This window comes from Anaerobacillus sp. 63XJN7_4_ISO-PGPR-S23-413, assembly GCF_056173725.1.
The window spans coordinates 1,324,415-1,343,511 of record NZ_CM149688.1; the positions used below are offsets into that span (position 1 = coordinate 1,324,415).

The 19,097-nt window shown below is 41.5% G+C and carries 17 protein-coding genes; 14 read left to right on the top strand and 3 right to left on the bottom strand.

Annotated features, from left to right (window positions below; translation table 11 throughout):
• The first annotated feature begins 14 nt into the window (after positions 1-14).
• The 10 genes from AC0VYO_RS07245 (at position 15) to AC0VYO_RS07290 (ending at position 11,520) form a co-directional block, all read left to right on the top strand.
• Positions 15-1,346: a sigma-54-dependent transcriptional regulator gene (locus AC0VYO_RS07245; RefSeq protein ID WP_430241350.1), complete on the top strand. Its 1,332-nt coding sequence runs from the start codon at positions 15-17 to the stop codon at positions 1,344-1,346.
• Entirely contained in the window at positions 1,343-2,272 is a 930-nt protein-coding gene (locus tag AC0VYO_RS07250; RefSeq protein WP_475368762.1) for an ABC transporter substrate-binding protein, read from the top strand. Before AC0VYO_RS07245 ends, AC0VYO_RS07250 begins: the two co-directional genes overlap by 4 nt.
• A gap of 571 nt (positions 2,273-2,843) precedes the next feature.
• A complete protein-coding gene (locus AC0VYO_RS07255) occupies positions 2,844-4,166 on the top strand; it encodes a lyase family protein (protein ID WP_475368763.1) in 1,323 nt (440 codons plus the stop codon).
• Positions 4,120-5,688, top strand: a complete 1,569-nt coding sequence (locus tag AC0VYO_RS07260; protein ID WP_475368764.1) for an aldehyde dehydrogenase family protein — start codon at positions 4,120-4,122, stop codon at positions 5,686-5,688. The genes AC0VYO_RS07255 and AC0VYO_RS07260 overlap by 47 nt, the downstream gene beginning before the upstream one ends.
• An 18-nt stretch (positions 5,689-5,706) precedes the next feature.
• Complete coding sequence (locus AC0VYO_RS07265) at positions 5,707-6,861, top strand: Zn-dependent alcohol dehydrogenase (RefSeq protein ID WP_475368765.1); 1,155 nt, start codon at positions 5,707-5,709, stop codon at positions 6,859-6,861.
• Between the two features lie 135 nt (positions 6,862-6,996).
• Complete coding sequence (locus AC0VYO_RS07270) at positions 6,997-8,565, top strand: BCCT family transporter (RefSeq protein WP_475368766.1); 1,569 nt, start codon at positions 6,997-6,999, stop codon at positions 8,563-8,565.
• A 103-nt stretch (positions 8,566-8,668) separates the two neighbouring features.
• Positions 8,669-8,896 carry a hypothetical protein gene (locus AC0VYO_RS07275; RefSeq protein ID WP_430241361.1) on the top strand — a complete coding sequence of 76 codons (228 nt, stop codon included), beginning with the start codon at positions 8,669-8,671 and terminating at the stop codon, positions 8,894-8,896.
• Positions 8,897-9,057: 161 nt separating this feature from the next.
• Entirely contained in the window at positions 9,058-10,257 is a 1,200-nt protein-coding gene (locus AC0VYO_RS07280) for an alanyl-tRNA editing protein (RefSeq protein WP_475368767.1), read from the top strand.
• 185 nt (positions 10,258-10,442) lie between these two features.
• A complete protein-coding gene (locus tag AC0VYO_RS07285; protein WP_430241381.1) occupies positions 10,443-10,769 on the top strand; it encodes a PadR family transcriptional regulator in 327 nt (108 codons plus the stop codon).
• A 4-nt stretch (positions 10,770-10,773) separates the two neighbouring features.
• On the top strand, positions 10,774-11,520 hold the full coding sequence (locus AC0VYO_RS07290) for an HAAS domain-containing protein (RefSeq protein ID WP_475368768.1): 747 nt from the start codon (positions 10,774-10,776) through the stop codon (positions 11,518-11,520).
• Between the two features lie 89 nt (positions 11,521-11,609).
• On the opposite strand, the gene AC0VYO_RS07295 is transcribed toward AC0VYO_RS07290, so the two are convergent.
• Positions 11,610-12,599 (bottom strand): DMT family transporter, encoded by a 990-nt coding sequence (locus tag AC0VYO_RS07295; protein WP_475368769.1) that lies wholly within the window; start codon positions 12,597-12,599, stop codon positions 11,610-11,612.
• 165 nt (positions 12,600-12,764) lie between these two features.
• Here AC0VYO_RS07295 and AC0VYO_RS07300 point away from each other — a divergent pair, with 165 nt between their 5' ends.
• Positions 12,765-13,292, top strand: coding sequence for a helix-turn-helix domain-containing protein (locus tag AC0VYO_RS07300; protein ID WP_475369047.1), 528 nt, complete (start codon positions 12,765-12,767; stop codon positions 13,290-13,292).
• A 38-nt stretch (positions 13,293-13,330) separates the two neighbouring features.
• On the opposite strand, the gene AC0VYO_RS07305 is transcribed toward AC0VYO_RS07300, so the two are convergent.
• Positions 13,331-14,782, bottom strand: coding sequence for a SulP family inorganic anion transporter (locus tag AC0VYO_RS07305; RefSeq protein ID WP_283152483.1), 1,452 nt, complete (start codon positions 14,780-14,782; stop codon positions 13,331-13,333).
• Between the two features lie 356 nt (positions 14,783-15,138).
• Between AC0VYO_RS07305 and AC0VYO_RS07310 the strand changes: the two genes are divergently transcribed.
• The gene (locus AC0VYO_RS07310; RefSeq protein ID WP_098442909.1) at positions 15,139-15,336 is read left to right on the top strand and encodes a helix-turn-helix domain-containing protein; all 198 of its coding nucleotides are present in this window, start codon (positions 15,139-15,141) and stop codon (positions 15,334-15,336) included.
• Between the two features lie 66 nt (positions 15,337-15,402).
• Here the strand turns inward: AC0VYO_RS07310 and AC0VYO_RS07315 are convergent, their stop codons facing one another.
• Positions 15,403-16,743 carry a sugar porter family MFS transporter gene (locus AC0VYO_RS07315; RefSeq protein WP_475368770.1) on the bottom strand — a complete coding sequence of 447 codons (1,341 nt, stop codon included), beginning with the start codon at positions 16,741-16,743 and terminating at the stop codon, positions 15,403-15,405.
• A 194-nt stretch (positions 16,744-16,937) separates the two neighbouring features.
• On the opposite strand from AC0VYO_RS07315, the gene AC0VYO_RS07320 reads away from it, so the two are divergent.
• On the top strand, positions 16,938-17,558 hold the full coding sequence (locus tag AC0VYO_RS07320) for a TetR/AcrR family transcriptional regulator (RefSeq protein ID WP_194220975.1): 621 nt from the start codon (positions 16,938-16,940) through the stop codon (positions 17,556-17,558).
• Positions 17,559-17,602: 44 nt separating this feature from the next.
• Positions 17,603-19,045, top strand: coding sequence for a DHA2 family efflux MFS transporter permease subunit (locus tag AC0VYO_RS07325; protein ID WP_475368771.1), 1,443 nt, complete (start codon positions 17,603-17,605; stop codon positions 19,043-19,045).
• The last annotated feature ends 52 nt before the right edge of the window (positions 19,046-19,097 follow it).

Sequence of the window (19,097 nt, forward strand, 5' to 3'; positions counted from 1 at the left end):
AAAGGGGTGGCGTTATGGAGAGAACCGTTTTGATCGTAGATGATGAGATGCAGCTTGCGAAGCTAATCGGCAGGAAATTAACGAAGGCAGGCCTATCGTCAGTTTTGGCTCATACGGGAAGTACTGCTATCGACTTATTTAAAAGAAAAGAAATGGCAGTCGTGATTCTGGATTATATGCTACCAGATATGACGGGTCTTCAAGTATTGGAAGAAATGAAAAGGCTGAAGCCAGATGTGCCGGTCATTATGATGACGGCTTATGGAAATGTCGAGAGTGCTGTCGGGGCAATGAAACTGGGCGCCGTCGATTATTTGAACAAACCGATGGAGCTCGAAGAAGTAAAAGAGTTGGTTATGAAACAACTCGATACAAAGGTAGAGGCTCCGCCAAAAGAAAACGATCCATTTGTATTTCAAAGTCCTGAGATGAAGCGTGTGATGGCATTTCTAGGTCAGGTGAAGGATACGGATGCAAGTATATTAGTGCTAGGTGAGAGTGGCGTTGGCAAAACGGCTCTTGCTCATTGGATTCATTCAAATAGTTATCGTGGGGCGGGCCCAATGCTATCGATTAACTGTGCGGCTATACCTGAGCACCTTCTTGAAAGTGAGTTGTTTGGCTATCAGAAGGGAGCATTTACGGGAGCTGCAACAACGAAAATCGGAAAATTTGCTGCTGCAGATAAAGGGACGATTTTTCTAGATGAGATTGGAGAGATTTCACCTTCCATGCAAGCGAAGCTTCTTCATGTCATTGAAGATAAAAAGGTGATGCAGCTAGGTAGCAATGAATATCGCACAGTAGATGTACGAATCATTACAGCGACGAATAAGGATTTAAAAAAATCCGTTGCGGAAGGTACGTTTCGTGAGGATCTTTACTATCGTCTAAATTTAATCGAAATTGAGATCCCTCCCCTACGTGAAAGGATGGAAGATATCCCCCTTTTCATTCAATCACAAATGAAGAAATTAAATGGAAAGTATAAGAAACAAATTTATATAGCAGAGGAAAGCATCAACCTTCTCCTCCGTCATACGTGGCCAGGTAACATTCGCGAGCTACTCAATATGCTTGAACGCATTCATATCGTAAAACGAGAAGGAACAATTATGCCAGAAGACCTTGCGCATGCATCTCTTATGTCGATACCAAAAGATGAACCAGTAGGATCACAGGACTTCAGTGGAAGTCTTTCCGAGGTGCTAGAAGATATAGAGGAAAAGATGATTCGACAAGCGCTTGGAGAAACAAATGGCAACCAGACGAAAGCAGCAGACCGACTTGGAATTGCCAGGCATACGTTAATTTACAAAATGAAAAAAATCGGCATCAGTCTATGAGAAGGTTTCTTCTAATCGTTGGATGCCTTACTTTCCTTATTTCTTGTCAGTCAAAAGAAGAAATAAAGCAGGAAGATGCGAAAGTGAACGCTCATCTGACTATTAAACTTGGATCCAAAGCATTTACCGAACAATACCTTTTAATGAAAATGACTGCCCTTCTTTTAATGGAAGAAGGATTTGATATTGAAGAAATGCGCTTTCTTGATAGTCCTTCCATTCGTGATGCATTTGAAAACAAAGTAATTGATTTGTATTGGGAATACACGAACACTGCTAAAACGATTTATCATAAAAGTGGTCCAGGTTATGATTCGCTCGAAGCTTATGAATCTGTTAAAAAAGAAGATGAAAAAAGCGACATTATTTGGTTAGAGAAAAGTGATTTTAATAGTTCATGGGGGCTCATCATGAAAGAGTCCTTTGCTAAGCAGCATCAACTTGATTCGGTCAGTGATCTTGTCACGTATATGAGCAATCAGGAACACCCATCATTAAAAATGGCGACAAATGACGAATATTTAATAAGAGAAGACGGTCTCAGTCATTTAGAAGACGTGTATCAATTTTCGGTGAACAAAGATCAGCTTCTTGCGGTTGATTCAGAATTGCTGAGTCTCGCTGTAAAAGAGTCTCGAGTACAGGTAGCTGTTGGAATGATCACAGATAGTCGCATTGAAGACTACCACCTCGTTGTATTAGAAGATAATCGCAAAGCGTTTCCACCATATGATGCTGCTCCAGTCGTGCAACGGAAAATGATTGAGCAATATCCAGAGATTCAAGAGCCACTTGAAAAGCTTTCTGCTTCCATTACAAACGAAGAAATGATTAGTCTAAACTATCGAGTGGACGTTTTGCACCAGGATATAGGAAAAGTCGCGAAGGCTTTTCTACAAGACCAAGGGTTGTTAAGAGTGGACTAGAGGGTAGAGCTTCCAGTGGCTCTTTCATCATCAAAAGACAGCATCCTCCTTCTCTGATGGAAGGCTTACTTTGTGGTAAGCTGTTGTTAGATGTTGATTATGATAGAAAGGTAGTTGAGTGATTCTGGACTTTATATCAAATAATATTGTGTTGCTTGGCATCGCCTGTATTATTATTGCGCTGCTATTAGCGAAATTCACAAAGAAGAAGTAAGGCGCTGTTCAATGGAACAGTGCTTTTTTTGTGTGAAAATGCGACACTGTAGGAATTTTCTACAGTTAAAGTGTAGAATTTTTCTACACTTTTAGTAATTGTGGGGAACAATTCGCACTGTTATAAGGATTTAAAAGTTGGCACAATACTTGCATTATATAACAGTGAGAAATTCAAGTTAGATTCAAGGAGGATTTAATGTACTTTTAAACTTATTGTTCGCGTGAGTGTGAATGTTCTTAACGTATAGCAAAATGAAAACGCTTTAATTGATTTAGCATAAACATTATTTGTTTCTATCGCATTCAGTCAGTCTCGGGTAGATCCAACCGCCTATTCGTGAAAGAGGGTTTTCAGATGAGATATGAGCAAGATGAGTTTGGCACTGTCAAGATTCCAAGCGATGCTCTCTATGGGATCCAGACAGTTAGGAGTACTGCAAATCTAAGCTATTCAGAAAAAAAGCTTACAGATTATCCTGATTATGTGAAGGCACTAAGCATTGTAAAAAAGGCTGCTGCGCTTGCAAATGGTGAGGCGGGAGTACTACCGAAGCGAATTCAGGATGCCATTGTTACAGCATGTGATGAGCTTATTAGCGGAAAGCACGTAGAACATTTTCCAGTTGATCCTTATCACGGAGGAGGTGGTATTGGATCGAACATGAACGTGAATGAAGTTGTATCGAATCGAGCGAATCAAATTCTTGGATACGAGATTGGTAGCTACGAAGAAGTGCAACCCAATGATCATGTGAACGCTTCCCAATCCACTTCGGACGTTTGTCATACGGCGATTCGTCTTACGATTGCAAGGCAACTGGAGAAGCTCCTTGCTGTTGTGAGATCGTTGCAACAAAGCATAAGAGAAAAAGCGAATGAGTGGTCGGATGTAATGACCATTTCGCGCACCTGTTTACAGGATGGAATGAGGGTACCGCTCGGAGATTCGATGTCAGGTGTTGTGGCGTTACTTGATCGCCGCATGGAGTCACTACAAAAAGCTACAGAACAAATGGACCGCATTAATCTAGGAGGAACGGTTATCGGTTCTGGGATTGGAGCGTCTGAGGGATACCGGAAAAACATTTTGCATTATTTAAGGGAAACGACGAGTCGGAACGTAATGTATCGTGACAATTTATTTGATGCAGCTCAGCATCTTGATGACCTTGGAGATGTATCAAACGAGCTGAGGCAGCTGGCTAGTGGTTTGATTAAATTCGGAAAAGATCTACGCATTCGCGCTTCTGGTCCTGAAACAGGTTTTGGAGAACTATCGCTACCGGCAGTACAGGCGGGCTCATCGTTCTTCCCTGGGAAAGTAAATCCAGTAATACCTGAAACGCTCATTCAATGTTGTTTCAAGGTACTTGGGTGTGATCGTACTGTCCAGGCAGCACTAGAGCATGGAGAGCTTGATCTTAACGTGTTCGAAGGCGTAGCCGGGATGGCGATAATAGATGCGATCCAAATGTTGACAAATGTGCTGCCAGTTTTCGAAGAACGTTGTGTAAAAGGAATAAAAGTGAATGAAGCAACGTGCAGAGATTATGCAAACACCACAATTCCGCTAGTTGTTGATTTAAAAGAACGCTTTGGTTATGAAGCTGTCTCAAACGCAATGAAAACAGATGGTAAAGATGGGTTACTTCAACTACAAGCAAATGGGGGATATTGATATGAAAAACATTCAAACGAAATTTGAAGGCATTAAGCAGCCAAAGTTAGAGTGGGCGAGTCAATGGCTCGAGAAACCAAAAAAGCTTTATATAAATGGACAGTGGGTGGAAAGCAGTAGCGGAGAAACGATTGAATCCATTAATCCTGCGACTGGAAAACGAACTGGTTCAATCCATAGCGCCAAAAAAGAAGACGTCGATCAAGCAGTTTCGGCAGCTAGAGAGGCGTTCGATCATGGCACATGGAAAGAAACAACGCGAAAAGAAAGAGCAAGGATTCTACGCGAGATTAGTGCCCTTATTATTGAACACCAGGATGAGTTAGCAACGCTTGAGTCTCTAGATAATGGAAAGCTTTATACGGAAGCTTATAACGATGATGTTCAAGAAGCATCAGATCTCTTCCAATATTACGCGGGATGGACGGATAAGTATTATGGAGAAAACAATCCGGTGGAAGGGAATTTCTTAAGCTATACAACGCGAGATCCGATCGGCGTTTGTGGTCAAATTGTTCCATTTAATTTTCCAATTGGTATGGCTGTATGGAAGCTATCGCCAGCGCTTGCGATGGGGAATACGGTTGTTTTGAAGCCTTCTAGTACGACATCTTACTCAGCGATTCGTCTCGTTGAAATCATTCATGAAGCGAAGCTATTACCGCCAGGCGTTCTAAATCTAATTCTTGGTAAAGGCTCGATTGGATCTTACATTAGCACGCACATGGATGTTGATAAAATTTCCTTTACAGGAAGCACGGAAGTTGGGAAAAAGCTCGTTCATGACTCAGCGGATTCGAACTTGAAGCCAGTCACACTGGAGCTAGGAGGTAAGTCACCAAATATTATTTTTGCAGACGCACCAAATCTTGAAGGGGCGATTGAACGTTCATTCTATGGGTTGTTTACCCATAAAGGCGAGAAGTGTTCTGCACCAACACGACTTTTTGTGGAGCGCCCAGTTTATGATGAGGTAGTTGAAAAAATCGGTGAATATGCAAGCGTATACAAGTGTGGTGATCCATTTGATCCTGAAAGTGACCAGGGACCACAGGTTTCAGAGGCTCATATGAACAGTATTCTTCATTACATTGAAAGTGGAAAACAAGAAGGGGCACGGCTTGTCGCCGGAGGAGAGCGTGATATTGAGGGTGAGAAAGCGAATGGATTTTATATTAAGCCAACTATTTTCGCTGACGTGACAAACGGTATGACGATAGCACAGGAAGAGATATTTGGACCTGTCCTTTGCATCCTGCCATTCGATTCGGAAGAAGAGGTTATTCGAATGGCGAATGATACGATTTATGGTCTTGCTGCTGGTCTATGGACGAATGATGTCTCTCGAGCGCATCGCGTAGCGAAAAAGCTTGAAGCTGGTATGGTATTCGTAAACAAATATGGCTGCTACGACTTTGCTAGTCCATTTGGAGGCTGGAAACAAAGTGGTTGGGGCAAAGAATATGCCGTGCACTCGCTTCAATCGTATACAAAAACAAAAGCAATCTGGGTTGCTTACTAAAAGAGCGGAGGAAAGAGTATGAAAATGAAAGCGGCTGTAATGACGGGTCTAGGTGCACCACTTGAAATTCAAGAAGTGGAGTTAGCTTCACCGAAAGCAAATGAAGTCCTTGTAAAAATTGCGGCGACTGGGGTCTGTCATAGTGACCTCAACGCCGTACAAGATCCATCGACCCCGTTCCCAACCATTCTTGGTCATGAAGGCGCTGGTACAGTTGTTGAGGTAGGTCCTAACGTCAAGACGGTTAAACCTGGTGACAAAGTAGCGCTAAGCTGGGTTCCCTACTGCGGGACGTGTGAGTTTTGTGTCACTGGTGCTATTCATCTTTGTGAGTCAGCCTTTGGCCCAATGTTTAACGGTACGCTTCTCGATGGAACTTCTCGACTTAGTAAGGATGGTCTTCCGCTTTTTCATAATTCTCTTCTTTCGACATTTGCTGAATATGCCGTCGTTCCTGATATGTCTTGTGTGAAATTACCAGATGCGATGCCGCTCGCTCAAGCATCGCTGATCGGATGTGGCGTTGCCACTGGCTATGGCGCAGCGGTCAATGCCGCTAAAGCAACTCCCGGTTCAACCGTTGCTGTGTTTGGCATCGGAGGTGTAGGGGTGAATGCGATTCAAGGTGCGAGAATCGCCGGTGCTTCGAAAATCATTGCCTGTGATATGAAGCCAGCGAACCTTGAAATCGCGAAGCAATTTGGGGCTACACATACTGTGAACGTGAGCGAGGGGGATGCACCTGAAATGATTCGTGCGATAACGAACGGATTTGGTGTTCATTATGCGATCGACTGCTCAGGACATACAGCTGCTACCGCTAACGCCTGGAATGCAACTCGTAAAGGTGGAACGATTGTAGTTGTTGGTGCCTTTCATCCTGAAATGTCACTTAGTCTGCCTGCGGGTGGTTTTCACCGAGTTGGAAAAGTGATCAAAGGAAGCTTCTACGGAGATACCCAGCCATATCGTGATTTTCCTAAAATTGCTGAGCTTTACCTCGATGGTAAGTTTATGCTTGATGAACTTGTGATTAATCGCGTTTCCTTGGATGAAATCAACCAGGCCTTTGACTCATTTCATGATTGCAACTGCGTGAATGTAGGTCGATCTGTGATTGATTTTCAAAGAGAACCGGTGATCAATGCAGAACGATATACAGAATTGATTTAAGGTGTAAAAGGCCGTTCGATTACAATGCGGACTCGTCCAAAGAGAAATATCAAAAAAAGGTGGATGCAGTCAAGAAACAACAGTTTTACTTGCGGTAACGGTTAATTGAATAATCTCATGGGAGGGGTTCATGTTATGAAAAGTTTTAAGCATCCGGTTTTTTGGCCACCGTTTCTTCTATTACTTGCAGCTGCCATTGTTAGTTTTACAAATAAAGAGGCCTTTATTTCGACGGCCACTAATATGAACAACTGGGTGATTGCCAATCTTGGCTGGCTATTTAGTATCGCAGGGTTATTAATGGTCGTAGCCTGTGTTGCTGTATACTTCTCACCACTAGGAAATATCCGAATTGGCGGAGACAAAGCGAAGCCGATGTTGAAACCAATGACTTGGTTTGCCATCACCTTAACGACTACGATTGCGGCAGGTCTGACGTTTTGGGGAATTGTTGAGCCACTATACCATGTATCGGCACCTCCAGAATCGCTTGGCATTGATCCGAATAGTCCAGAAGCAGCCATCTTCTCACTTTCTACAATGTACTTGCATTGGACGATTACACCATATGCGATTTACTGCTTACCAGCGATCGTCTTTGCATTTGCTTATTATAATATGAAAAAGCCTTTTAGCTTAAGTTCAACATTAGCTCCCCTATTCGGTAATCGCATTTCGGGTAAATGGGCGAATGTGATTGATGCTCTTTGCCTTTACACTCTTGCTCTTGGGATGGCGGCATCGATGGGAACGAGCTTATTAAACCTTGGCGGTGGCGTTAACTACATTAGTGGAATTGCGAGTTCGCCAACCTTATGGGCTGCGATTGCCATTGCTTTAATGGTAACGTTTATAATTTCAGCGTCTACAGGTTTAATGAAAGGGATTCGAGTTCTTTCCAATATCAATATGAGACTTTTTATAGGTATTATCATCTTTATGTTTATCGTGGGACCAACTTCTTACTTATTAAATTTAGGAACAGAATCAGCGGGGAATTATTTTACGAATTTCTTTAACAAAAGTCTTTTCACGGGTGCATCTGCTGGCGATCCATGGCCACAATCGTGGACGACGTTCTACTGGGCAAGCTGGTTCTCGTGGGCAGCGATTACGGCTTTATTCCTTGGAAGAATTTCATTTGGCTACAAAGTGAAACACATGATTATCGTCAATTTTGTTCTACCGGCATTTTTCGGAGGATTATGGATGACGATCTTTAGTGGAACAGCAATTAACATGGAGATGACGGGTGCTGGACTTGCTAATATCATGAATACAGTAGGTGCAGAGGCTGCTCTCTATGCGGTATTTGATGCTCTACCACTTGCTGCAATTGTGATTCCGATTTATGTGTTTATCGTCTTTATATCCTTTGTTACTGCAGCTGATTCAAACCTTGCAGCCATGGGTGGTATTTCTTCAACAGGAATTACACCTAGTAGTCCTGAACCAAGCGTGCTCATAAAAGTTGTTTGGGGGATCACAGTAACGCTAGTAGCGTGGATTATGATCAGCTATGCGAATATTGATGGAATTAAAATGTTAGCCAATCTCGGTGGAGTTCCGGCCCTATTCTTATCCCTATTCGTTCTCGGTTCTCTTATGAAAATCATTCGTAATCCTAAGAAATTCGAGAAGTTTGATGAGTCAGAAGAAGTTGGAGGATTAGAAGAACAAAAGCCAAAAGATAAAGCTGTATAAACGTAAAGAACAGACAAACCGTCTGTTCTTTTTTACTTGAATGGAATACCGCGTGAATGAATCGTGCTAAACTAGTAGTATAAGAAGAGAGGAGTGAAGGCAAGTGGGGAAATGTACAATCGATCACTCGTACGGAGACGTTATGACAAAGCTTGAGACCCAGTCACCTTATATGCCAGATGAACTTGTGCAGGATACATATCGCTTCTTACAACAAACAATTACACAAGAAACATTGAACGAACTGTTTCACCTGTTGAAGAAATATGATCTCGCTTCGGAGGAAGTGCGCCAAGAACGGAATGCCGGGCTTCAAAAACTGATGAGGTAAACGGTTCAAACTTATATTCGATTTTTCTACGAAAATTTCATTCATTCCGCGCTATTTCAAATAACTTTTTTAACGAGATTGATACAGCGGCTCTCAAATTTGATAAATGATAAGCTAATCAATAGTAACTTATTTACTAGTACAGAAAGAAGTGAAATGCAATGACGACTAAATTATTCTATCAAGACCCATACATAACAACCTTTACCGCTGAAAAGTGGGAACAGTTCACAGATGATGCGAATCGCTCTTACGTTGTTCTAGATCAAACGGCTTTTTATCCAACTGGTGGAGGTCAGCCATATGATAGTGGAACGATTAATGGTGTACAGGTTCTTGATGTAGAAGAGGTAGATGGAGAAGTCCGTCACTATGTTGACGGCAAGCTTCATGAGGCAGAACATATTCACGGAGATATCAACTGGCCTCGCAGGTTTGATCACATGCAACAGCATGCAGGGCAGCACATCCTTTCGTCAGCTTTTGAAGACCAACTTGGATATAGCACGGTGAGCTTTCATCTAGGTCAGGAAGTTTGTACGATCGACCTTAACGTTGCCACTCTTGATGATGATGAAGTTAGAACAGCTGAAAAATTTGCGAATAACGTTGTTCAGCAGAACTTGCCGATTGAAACGAAGTGGGTAAGCGAAGAGGAGCTGGCGAATTATACCCTTCGAAAGCAGCTAGCCGTCTCGGAAGACATCCGTCTTGTAATGATTCCAGACGTAGACTATAGCGGATGCGGAGGAACACACCCTTCTTCTACAGGCCAGGTTCAGGCGGTATCTATTTTGAAAATAGAAAAGCAAAAAAAACAAACGCGCGTCCACTTTGTCTGTGGCGAGCGAGTAACTGATGAACTTCGGAAGAAACAGGGTATCATCCTTGGACTCACGAACGCTCTTAGCGTTCCTCAATCAGATTTAGTAGAAGCGGCAGAACGAGTGCTCCTTCAGTCGAAAGAATATGAAAAAACGATTGAAGAGCTAAATGAAAAACTACTTTCTTATGAAGCAAAGGAATTACTTCATGGTGCTGATACCATTCATGACCAAAAAGTCGTGCAGATGATTTCCAAACAACATGGAATGAAAGAACTGCAAAAGCTAGCGAAGATGGTGCTGAAAGAAGATCCACATGTGATCGTCTTTTTCATAAGTGAGGCAGAAGATAAGCTGCAAATTGTTTGTGGAAGAGGAGAAGCTTTATCTTATGATATGAACCTTTCTTTAAAAGAAGTTCTTCCATTCATTAATGGAAAAGGTGGAGGAAAGAAAGACTTTGCGCAAGGCGGGGGAGAACCGGTTCGTTCTGCAGAAGAGGTTTTGATTGAACTTGTGAAAGTTACGCTACATTAAAAAACGAGCGCCCCTAAGCATTACTGGGGCGTTTTTTTCTTTTTTGGTAAAAATATGAATATAACTCTTGTCATACAAGATAGCTTAGCATATACTACGTATATACCTTGCTTTGCAAGATAGCTGGGTGATTTCTATAACTCTTGTATAACAAGAGTTATAGATTGGAAAGATTGGTGAAGCACATGCAAACAACTCAAATGTTAAAAGGAATCATTGATGGCTGTATTTTATCGATTATTAGTGAAGGAGAAGTATACGGATATGAGCTTGCCTCAAAGCTTGATCATTATGGCTTTGAAGCATTTAGTGAAGGGACAATTTACCCTATCCTTATCCGTTTACAGAAAGATCAGCTCATACAGTCAACGTTAAAGAAATCAACAGCAGGACCGAAACGAAAGTACTACGCGTTAACGAAAAAGGGAGAAGAAGAATTGAAAAGTTTTCAGAAACGGTGGATTCATTTAAGCACAACGGTCAATCAGATTTTAAACAAGGAGAGTGAATGAGGAGATGACGAAAGAAAGCGAGAAATTTATTCAAGATATGCGTGTTTATCTGATTACGAAAGGAGTAGATGAAGAGGAAATCGATCGCTTCTTAATGGAAGCAGAAGATCACTTGATGGAGGGGGAACGCGACGGAAAGACAGCGAAAGATATCTTTGGAAAGGATCCGAAAGCTTACGCAAAAGAATTGATTGATTCGATGGATCAGTCGCCACAGGATAATCGGAAATTAATTGCGCGTATGATTGCAGGAGTTTTTGGTATCTTTTTAGTATCACAGTTTATAGATGGGAATACATCATTTTCACTAATTGAAATCATCGGTTATCCTATTTCAACGATTGTATGGTTGGTTGCTCTTATATGGGCCCTTCGGATGAGTTCTTTCCATACAGGTGTAAAGAGCTTTCTGATTGTTTATGGCATCGTTATGGTCCCGATGATTTTCACCGTAGGGGTTACGGTTCTTCACATAGAATTTGGGAGAGACGTATTGTTTCTCAGTCAACCAGTTGCTTTAACTGTAGGCGGTATCATTATAATTGGTCTAATTGCTAATTTTAATTCTCTTATTGGTTTGTTATCGAGTCTTGTCTTAATGCTGATTCTTTTTGGAGTTCAGCTGCTGTTTAGTTTGCTTCATTTGGAAGGTTTTGCATGGGAAATGGGCGCTTATGTAATTAGCGTCGTTGGGCTTATCGTGATGATGAGTCTTCGGAAGCAATTACCTAAGACGATCATAAAGGGATAGAGAGTTTGAAGAGAAAAAGTACATGACACTTCATAAAATGACCAATCATTAGGAAATGACTGGTCATTTTATTTTAGTAGGAAGCTTTTCTAAACCGTTTTCGGTTGATCTACTTGTCGATGATCGGGAGTGCTGGATACGTTCAGCTTTTTAACATTAAAGCTATGAAGAACGATGCCGACAATAATGAGAGCAATGCCGCCCCATGCGATGTAAGTAGGAAGTGGGCTCGATAGAAGCAGTCCCTCTCCTGCAATCACAAACAATACCTGAGTTGACTGAGTCGCTTCAACAGAGGCAAGCTTTCCCTGGTGAAGTCTCACGCGGTCTGTTGCGATAAAAAATAATGTTGTGGCAATAACGCCTGAACAGGTGGCAACGATCAGCGATTGAGTGAGCTGTTCTCCTGAAGGAAGGCCAACCTTATTCCAGGCGATAACACTTAAAATAATCCAGAACGGAGTGCTCCCAAGCGTCATGCCTAACACTCGTTGAAAGGTATCGAGTCGTCCATCACAAAGCTCCATCATCTTTCGGTTTCCGAGTGGATAAGCAATTGCCGCAAAAAGGACAGGAAGAACGCCAACCATCACTTCGTTTACAGTCATTTCATTTGCTTTTTGCCACTGAATTAACATGACACCAGCAAGAATCACGATGGAAATAAGGAGGGCTTTTTTTTGAATGCGGTGCCGTTTTTTTATCGATCCACTAGACGTTTGAACGGTTGAGTAAAAAAGAGGAGCTACGAGAATTCCCCCTACGATCGTCATTTGCCACGTTCCTGCCACTAGCCACCCTGCGCCATAAGCGGCAGCATAGGTTAAAGGGGCATAAAATAAAACGAATCCAACAAAACTCCAGAGTAACCACTGAAAAGGGTTCCTTCGCATTTCAATAAAAACTTGTTTCATATTCCGTCTAACGAGTACAATTAATAGAAGAAAAGGAATCATGAAAAGGAAGCGGAGGGAGGAGCTCCACATCCAGCTTCCTCCGGCTAACTCCATTGAACGATTCAAAATAAATGTAACTGCAAAAAACATTGAGGCGAGAATACCGATCGCAATTTCCCTCATATTACTTAAACACGCCCTTTGTTAAGTATAGTATATTATGTTTTGTGTATATTATAATATACTATAGGGTGTGGTGGAAATATACAAGAGAAAGATAATGGAGAGGATTTATTAGTGGATGAAAAAAAGATAACAGCTGCAGAAAAGCTTGCTCAGCAGGTTGGTATGACGTTAAGAGCCATTCGAAAAAAACGTGAGATAAGCTTGCAGGATCTAGCAACGTTAACAGACGTGAGTAAGCTTACGTTAGGTAAAATTGAGAGAGGAGAGGCGAATCCTTCTTTAACGGTGATATGGAAAATAGCGAATGGTCTTTCCATCCCGATCTCAAGTCTACTAGCAGAAAAGGAAGAAGTCGTCATTTCAAGGAAAAATGAGGGCAATAAAGTATTGAGTTCAAATGAAGCTTTAACGTTAGAACCCATGTTTACAGATAGTGGCTATGGCTCTCTTGAAACGCACCGTGCTTTTTTAGAACCTATGGGAGAGTATTACGCAGATGCTCATCAAGAAGGGGTCATTGAGTATGTAACAGTGATGGAAGGAAAGGCAACTGTACAAGTTCAGGAACAAACGTATGAATTAAATACGTATGATTCGATTAAGTTTAGAGCGGATCAGAAGCATGGTTACTTAAATCTTCACAGCGAAGGTGCTGTCTTACATTTCGTTATGATCTATACAAACGCATAACATAGAAAAAAGCCACAGCAGTGGCTTTTTTCTTGCGCTTATTTATTATAAACAGCTAAGCGGTCGATAAGCTGTGAACTTTCCTGGTTAACACCAGTCACTTTCACATCGATCTCGTTTTGTCTGAATTTCATGATGGCTTTATCAACGGCGCCAACACCTGAGTCATCCCAAACGTGAGCATCTGATAAATCAATCTCGACCGTTTTAATACCTTCTTCTTTATAATTAAAGCTATTCACAAAGTCAGTAACAGATGCAAAGAACAGCTGACCATGAATGTGGTAAATCTTTTTCTCCGCGTATTCGTCGATCTTTTCTTCAACGCGTACTTTTGAAATCTTAGAAGCGAAGAATAAAGCACTTAGAATAACACCGGCAAGTACACCTTTTGATAAATCATGCGTTGTGACAACAGTAATGACGGTAACGACCATCACGGCTGCGTCAGATCGCGGCATTTTATGAAGATTTTTAATGGATGACCAATCGAATGTTCCAATGGATACCATAATCATAACGCCAACTAGAGCTGCCATAGGTATTTTAACGAGTAAATCGTTTAATACTAAGATCAGAATCATTAAGAAAACGCCGGCAACGAAAGTGGATAAGCGTCCACGTCCACCTGATTTCACGTTAATAACGGATTGTCCAATCATCGCACAACCAGCCATTCCTCCGAAAAATCCGGCTACAACGTTCGCCATGCCCTGACCTTTTGCTTCTTTATTCTTATTGCTATCTGTATCTGTTAAATCATCAACGATTTGTGCTGTTAAGAATGTCTCAAGTAAACCAACAACTGCTAGAGCCATTGAATATGGGAAAATAATCGCTAATGTTTCAAAGTTCAATGGAATACTTGGAATTAGAAATAATGGTAATGCTTGCGTTAATTCACCCATATCCCCAACCGTTCGAACGCCACTACTAGTTGTAATCGCAACAATTGTAATCACAACGATCGCAATGAGTGGTGATGGAACAGCTTTCGTGAATCGTGGAACGATATAAATAATTGCAAGAGCACCTGCTACCATCAAGTACATTGGCCATGATTCACCAACGAAATGCGGCAGTTGAGAAGTGAAAATCAAAATCGCAAGTGAGTTCACAAACCCAATCATAACGGAGCGTGGTACGAACTTCATAAAGCGAGCAAGCTTAAACACGCCAAGGAAGAATTGAATAACCCCTGTTAAGATCGTTGCTGCAAGTAAATATTGTAGTCCATGATCCGCTACAAGCGTCACCATTAGAAGCGCCATGGCTCCTGTTGCTGCAGAAATCATTCCTGGTCTACCACCAACAAATGAAATTACTACGGCGATACAAAAGCTCGCATATAATCCAACCATCGGATCTACGCCTGCGATAATGGAAAAGGCAATCGCTTCTGGTATTAAGGCAAGTGCGACAACGATTCCGGCGAGGGTATCGTTTTTCACATTGCCAAACCAATCTTGTTTAATAGAAGATAAGTTCAATGTTGCACCTCTTTCTAAATCTAGTATTGTGATGACTCCTAACTCTCATAGAAGTCGGGTCCGTTTACAACAAGATGAAGTTTAGCATAGAATCTATGAAAATGGAAATGAGGATGTAAGCGAAAATCATACGGTAAAAACTTTAATTTACTCTTATTTACTCTCGAATACGCGTGCGTTTAATTTTGATAATTTAATAGTAGAACACTAAAAGCGGATGATTCATTCATCTTTTGATCTAATTTAACCTAATTTGATATAACCTGTTATAATGAGTTATCGTATTAATAGAGTTTGGGTCCATAAGTGGAAGAACTTTGTTAGAATAGGGTGATAGATTGATAAGGAGCGATAACATGAGTCAGGATAATGAGCATCATGATATTATGACGATCTCTCAAGTGGCGAAATATTTTCAAATTAGTGAGATGACCACATATAAATTAGTTCAGGATGGCAAAATCCCGGCGTTTAAGATTGGCAGTCACTGGCGTATTCAAAAATCTGATCTTACCGAATTAATTAAAAAGCTTAAGAATGGTGAGCGGATATAACGGAGACGTTGCTCAAAAAGAAGACCCGCTGATCCAATGTGGATGAGCGGGTTCTGTATGCTTGTATTACGTTGAAGCTTTTCCTCGGAGGTCATTTTCAATATCTTCAAGGCTTCTTCCTTTTGTTTCTGGTACATATTTCATGACAAAGAAGAAGGCAAAGACACCGATAATGGCAAAGATTACGAATACCCATGCTGTTCCGAGCGCTGAGAGTAGAACAGGAAAGAATAAGGAAACAACTAAATTCGATGCTGATAGAAGAAGTGTTGTAAATCCAGTCGCTGCACCACGGGCTTTATTAGGGAAAAGTTCCGGTAGCATAACCCAAACAACTGGGCCCCAAGTGGCGGAGAAAAAGATGATAAAGAGCCCAAGAAAGATGACGGTTAGCCAGGCAATTGTCGTTGTAAGTTCTGCTGTAAAGAGAATCGTTGCAAGAATAATTAAGCTTAACGACATCCCGATATTTCCTAGTAGCAACAGTTTTTTTCGACCTAGCTTATCAATCGTAGCGATCGCTACAAGCGTCATCAACACATTCATGATTCCTATTCCAAGCGTTCCGAGAATAGAAGCTGAATCTCCAAGACCAGCTTTAGTGAAAATGGTTGGTGCGTAGTAGATCACCGCATTAATACCAATAAGCTGCTGGAAGATGGCGATACCGCTTCCGACAAGAAGCATTGGACGTATCCATTTGGATTTAAGTACATCCCACGTGCTTTCCTCAGTTTCCTCAATTTTTTTCATTTGCTTCATTTCTTCATCTATTTCACTTTGTTCTCGCGTTAATGCCATCACTTTTCTGGCCTCTTCTTCACGGTTGCGCTTAATGAGCCAGCGCGGACTTTCAGGCATAAAGAGAACACCGATCATTAATACGAGCGCTGGAACGGAAGCAAGACCAAGCATCCAACGCCATCCCTCAATTGGTGCAAATGCATAGTTAATGAGGTAAGCGAGCACAATTCCAATCGTGATCATTAACTGATTAAGCGATGCTAGTGCGCCCCTTGACCTTGTTGGAGCCATTTCTGATAAGTAGACTGGTACAATCGCTGTCGAACCACCAACAGCAAGTCCAAGTATGATGCGGCCTATAATGAGAACGGCTGCGTTAGGAGAAAGAGCTAAGACGAGTGAACCAATCAGGTAAATGAGTGCGATTGCAAAAACGACGCGCCTCCGTCCAAATCTATCAGATACATACCCACTCATTCCGGCACCTACAATAGCCCCGCCTAATAATGAACTAACGACAACCCCTTGTAGAAAATCGGATAGGGGAATATCATGTTCAATAAATAATAAGGCACCGGAAATAACTCCTGTGTCATATCCGTACAGTAAGCCTCCGAGAGCCCCGAAGAAGAAAATCCATCCCTTGCTAATGTTTCTGTTCATCACAGTAACCACCTTTGCATAACATTATTCCTAAAAAATAGTTTCCACTCTTTTTTTGAAAGCAAACATTATCATTTAATAGAGTGTGCTGCTTATTTATGGAGTTCACTTTTCTTGACATGTGACACTGTGTCACATATAGTAGGTTTGGCGATATGACACGGTGTCATAATTTTAGTGGTAGGTGATTCAATGTGCCAAAAGCAACCTTTTTTAATTTGAAAGAAGAGAAAAAGCAAATACTAATTGATGCAGCAAAAAAAGAGTTTTCTAGAGTATCGCTCTATGATGCATCGATTTCAAATATCTTGAAAACCGCAGGTATACCAAGAGGGAGCTTTTATCAATATTTTGAGGATAAAGAAGATGCTTTCTTTTATTTATTAAATGAACATGCAAGAGAACGTCATGAACATTTAATTGCCAATCTAAAGAAGTTTGAAGGAGATCTCTTCAAAGCAATTAGTGAGATCTTTAGATCTACATTAGAGCATTCAGAGGATACTGGTCAGAGGGACTTTATTCGAAATGTACTGCTTAATATGAACTATAAGATTGAGAATACGTTCTCGCAGTATTTAACCGAGGATGTAACAAACCATCGCTATGATGACATTTATGACCTCGTTGATCATGAGAACTTAAATGTTTCAAGTAGGAAAGAGGTGTTTCATATTATGCAGATTTTAACAGCCGTTACGTTTCATAATTTGATTCACAGTATCTCTAATAACTTATCGATTCCAGATGCGATGGCAAAATACCAGACTGAGCTTAGACTTCTTCAATCCGGTCTACTTCGAACACCTTCCTGAAGGACATCGGGAAAATAGAGAATCATTGAGAAAGAAGGGAGAACATGAACGACACTAAACAATCATCAGAAGGAATCGGTTCTTTTAATAAAGTACCGCTCTTAATCGTGCTATTGTCAGGTGCATTTGCAGCGATTCTAAATCAAACGCTGCTTGCGACGGCATTGCCACATATCATGGTCGATCTAGACTTGGAGGCAAGTACAGCCCAGTGGTTAACCTCGATTTTCATGCTAGTTAATGGCGTGATGATTCCAATTACAGCTTTTCTAATAGGTAAATTCACAACAAGAACACTATTCTTAACCGCGATGGGGCTATTTGCGGTTGGTACAGCTATTTGCGCCGTTGCCCCGAACTTTCCACTCTTGATGGTAGGGCGTATCATCCAGGCATCTGGAGCCGGGATTATCATTCCGCTTATGCAAACGATCCTCTTTTTAATTTTCCCTGTTGAAAAAAGGGGTACAGCGATGGGGATGTTTGGGCTTGTGATTTCCTTTGCACCAGCGATTGGGCCGACTTTATCAGGCTGGCTTGTGGAGCAATACCCGTGGAGAAGTTTGTTTTATGTGATCCTGCCGATCGTGATTATTGACTTCTTTATTGCGTATTTGATTTTGAAAAACGTGACAGAGCAAACGAATCCGAAGCTAGATATTCTATCGATCGTTCTTTCATCGTTAGGTTTCGGTGGATTATTGTATGGGTTCAGTAGTGCTGGTACAAACGGATGGGGAAGTGAACAGGTGATTATCGCCATGCTCATCGGTAGTGTGACATTGTGCTGGTTCATCTTACGTCAGTTAAAACTCAAGCAGCCTGTGCTTCAATTTAGAGTGTTTCAATATAAGCTATTCACATTAACAACTGTGCTTGGGATGGTTGTCTTTATTGCCATGATCGGTGCTGCAACTGTTCTGCCGCTTCTTATGCAGAATATGCTTGGATTCACCGCATTTGAATCAGGATTAATGCTATTGCCAGGGGCTCTGATTATGGGCTTTATGAACCCGATTACTGGTAGGATATTCGATAAATTTGGAGCAAAGTGGCTTGCGATCATTGGTTTGATTATCGTAACGGTGACGACATTTATGTTCACAAATTTAACACCAGAAACGACGTTCGCTTATTTAGCTATTGTGAATGCGATCAGAATGTTTGGGGTAGCGATGGTGATGATGCCAGTTACAACGGCAGGATTAAATCAGCTTCCTGCTCACCTCATTCCACACGGCACAGCAATGAACAATACAATGCGTCAAGTGTCCGGTGCTGTTGGGACCGCGCTACTCGTAACCGTGATGTCTCAGGCGGCTCAGCCGTCACGCGGAGTTGAAGGTCTTGTTCATGGCGTTAACGTTTCCTTTATCGTAGCGGGTATTTCAGCTATTATTGGACTTGTTTTAGCTTTGTTTATTCGAAAACCGAAAGCTACTAAAGAAGATTCAGTTCAGAAAAGCAAAGTGGCTACTGAAAATTAAAGCAAATAGCTAGCGAATTAAATTATGCAAACATTATTCTAAGAAATGAGAA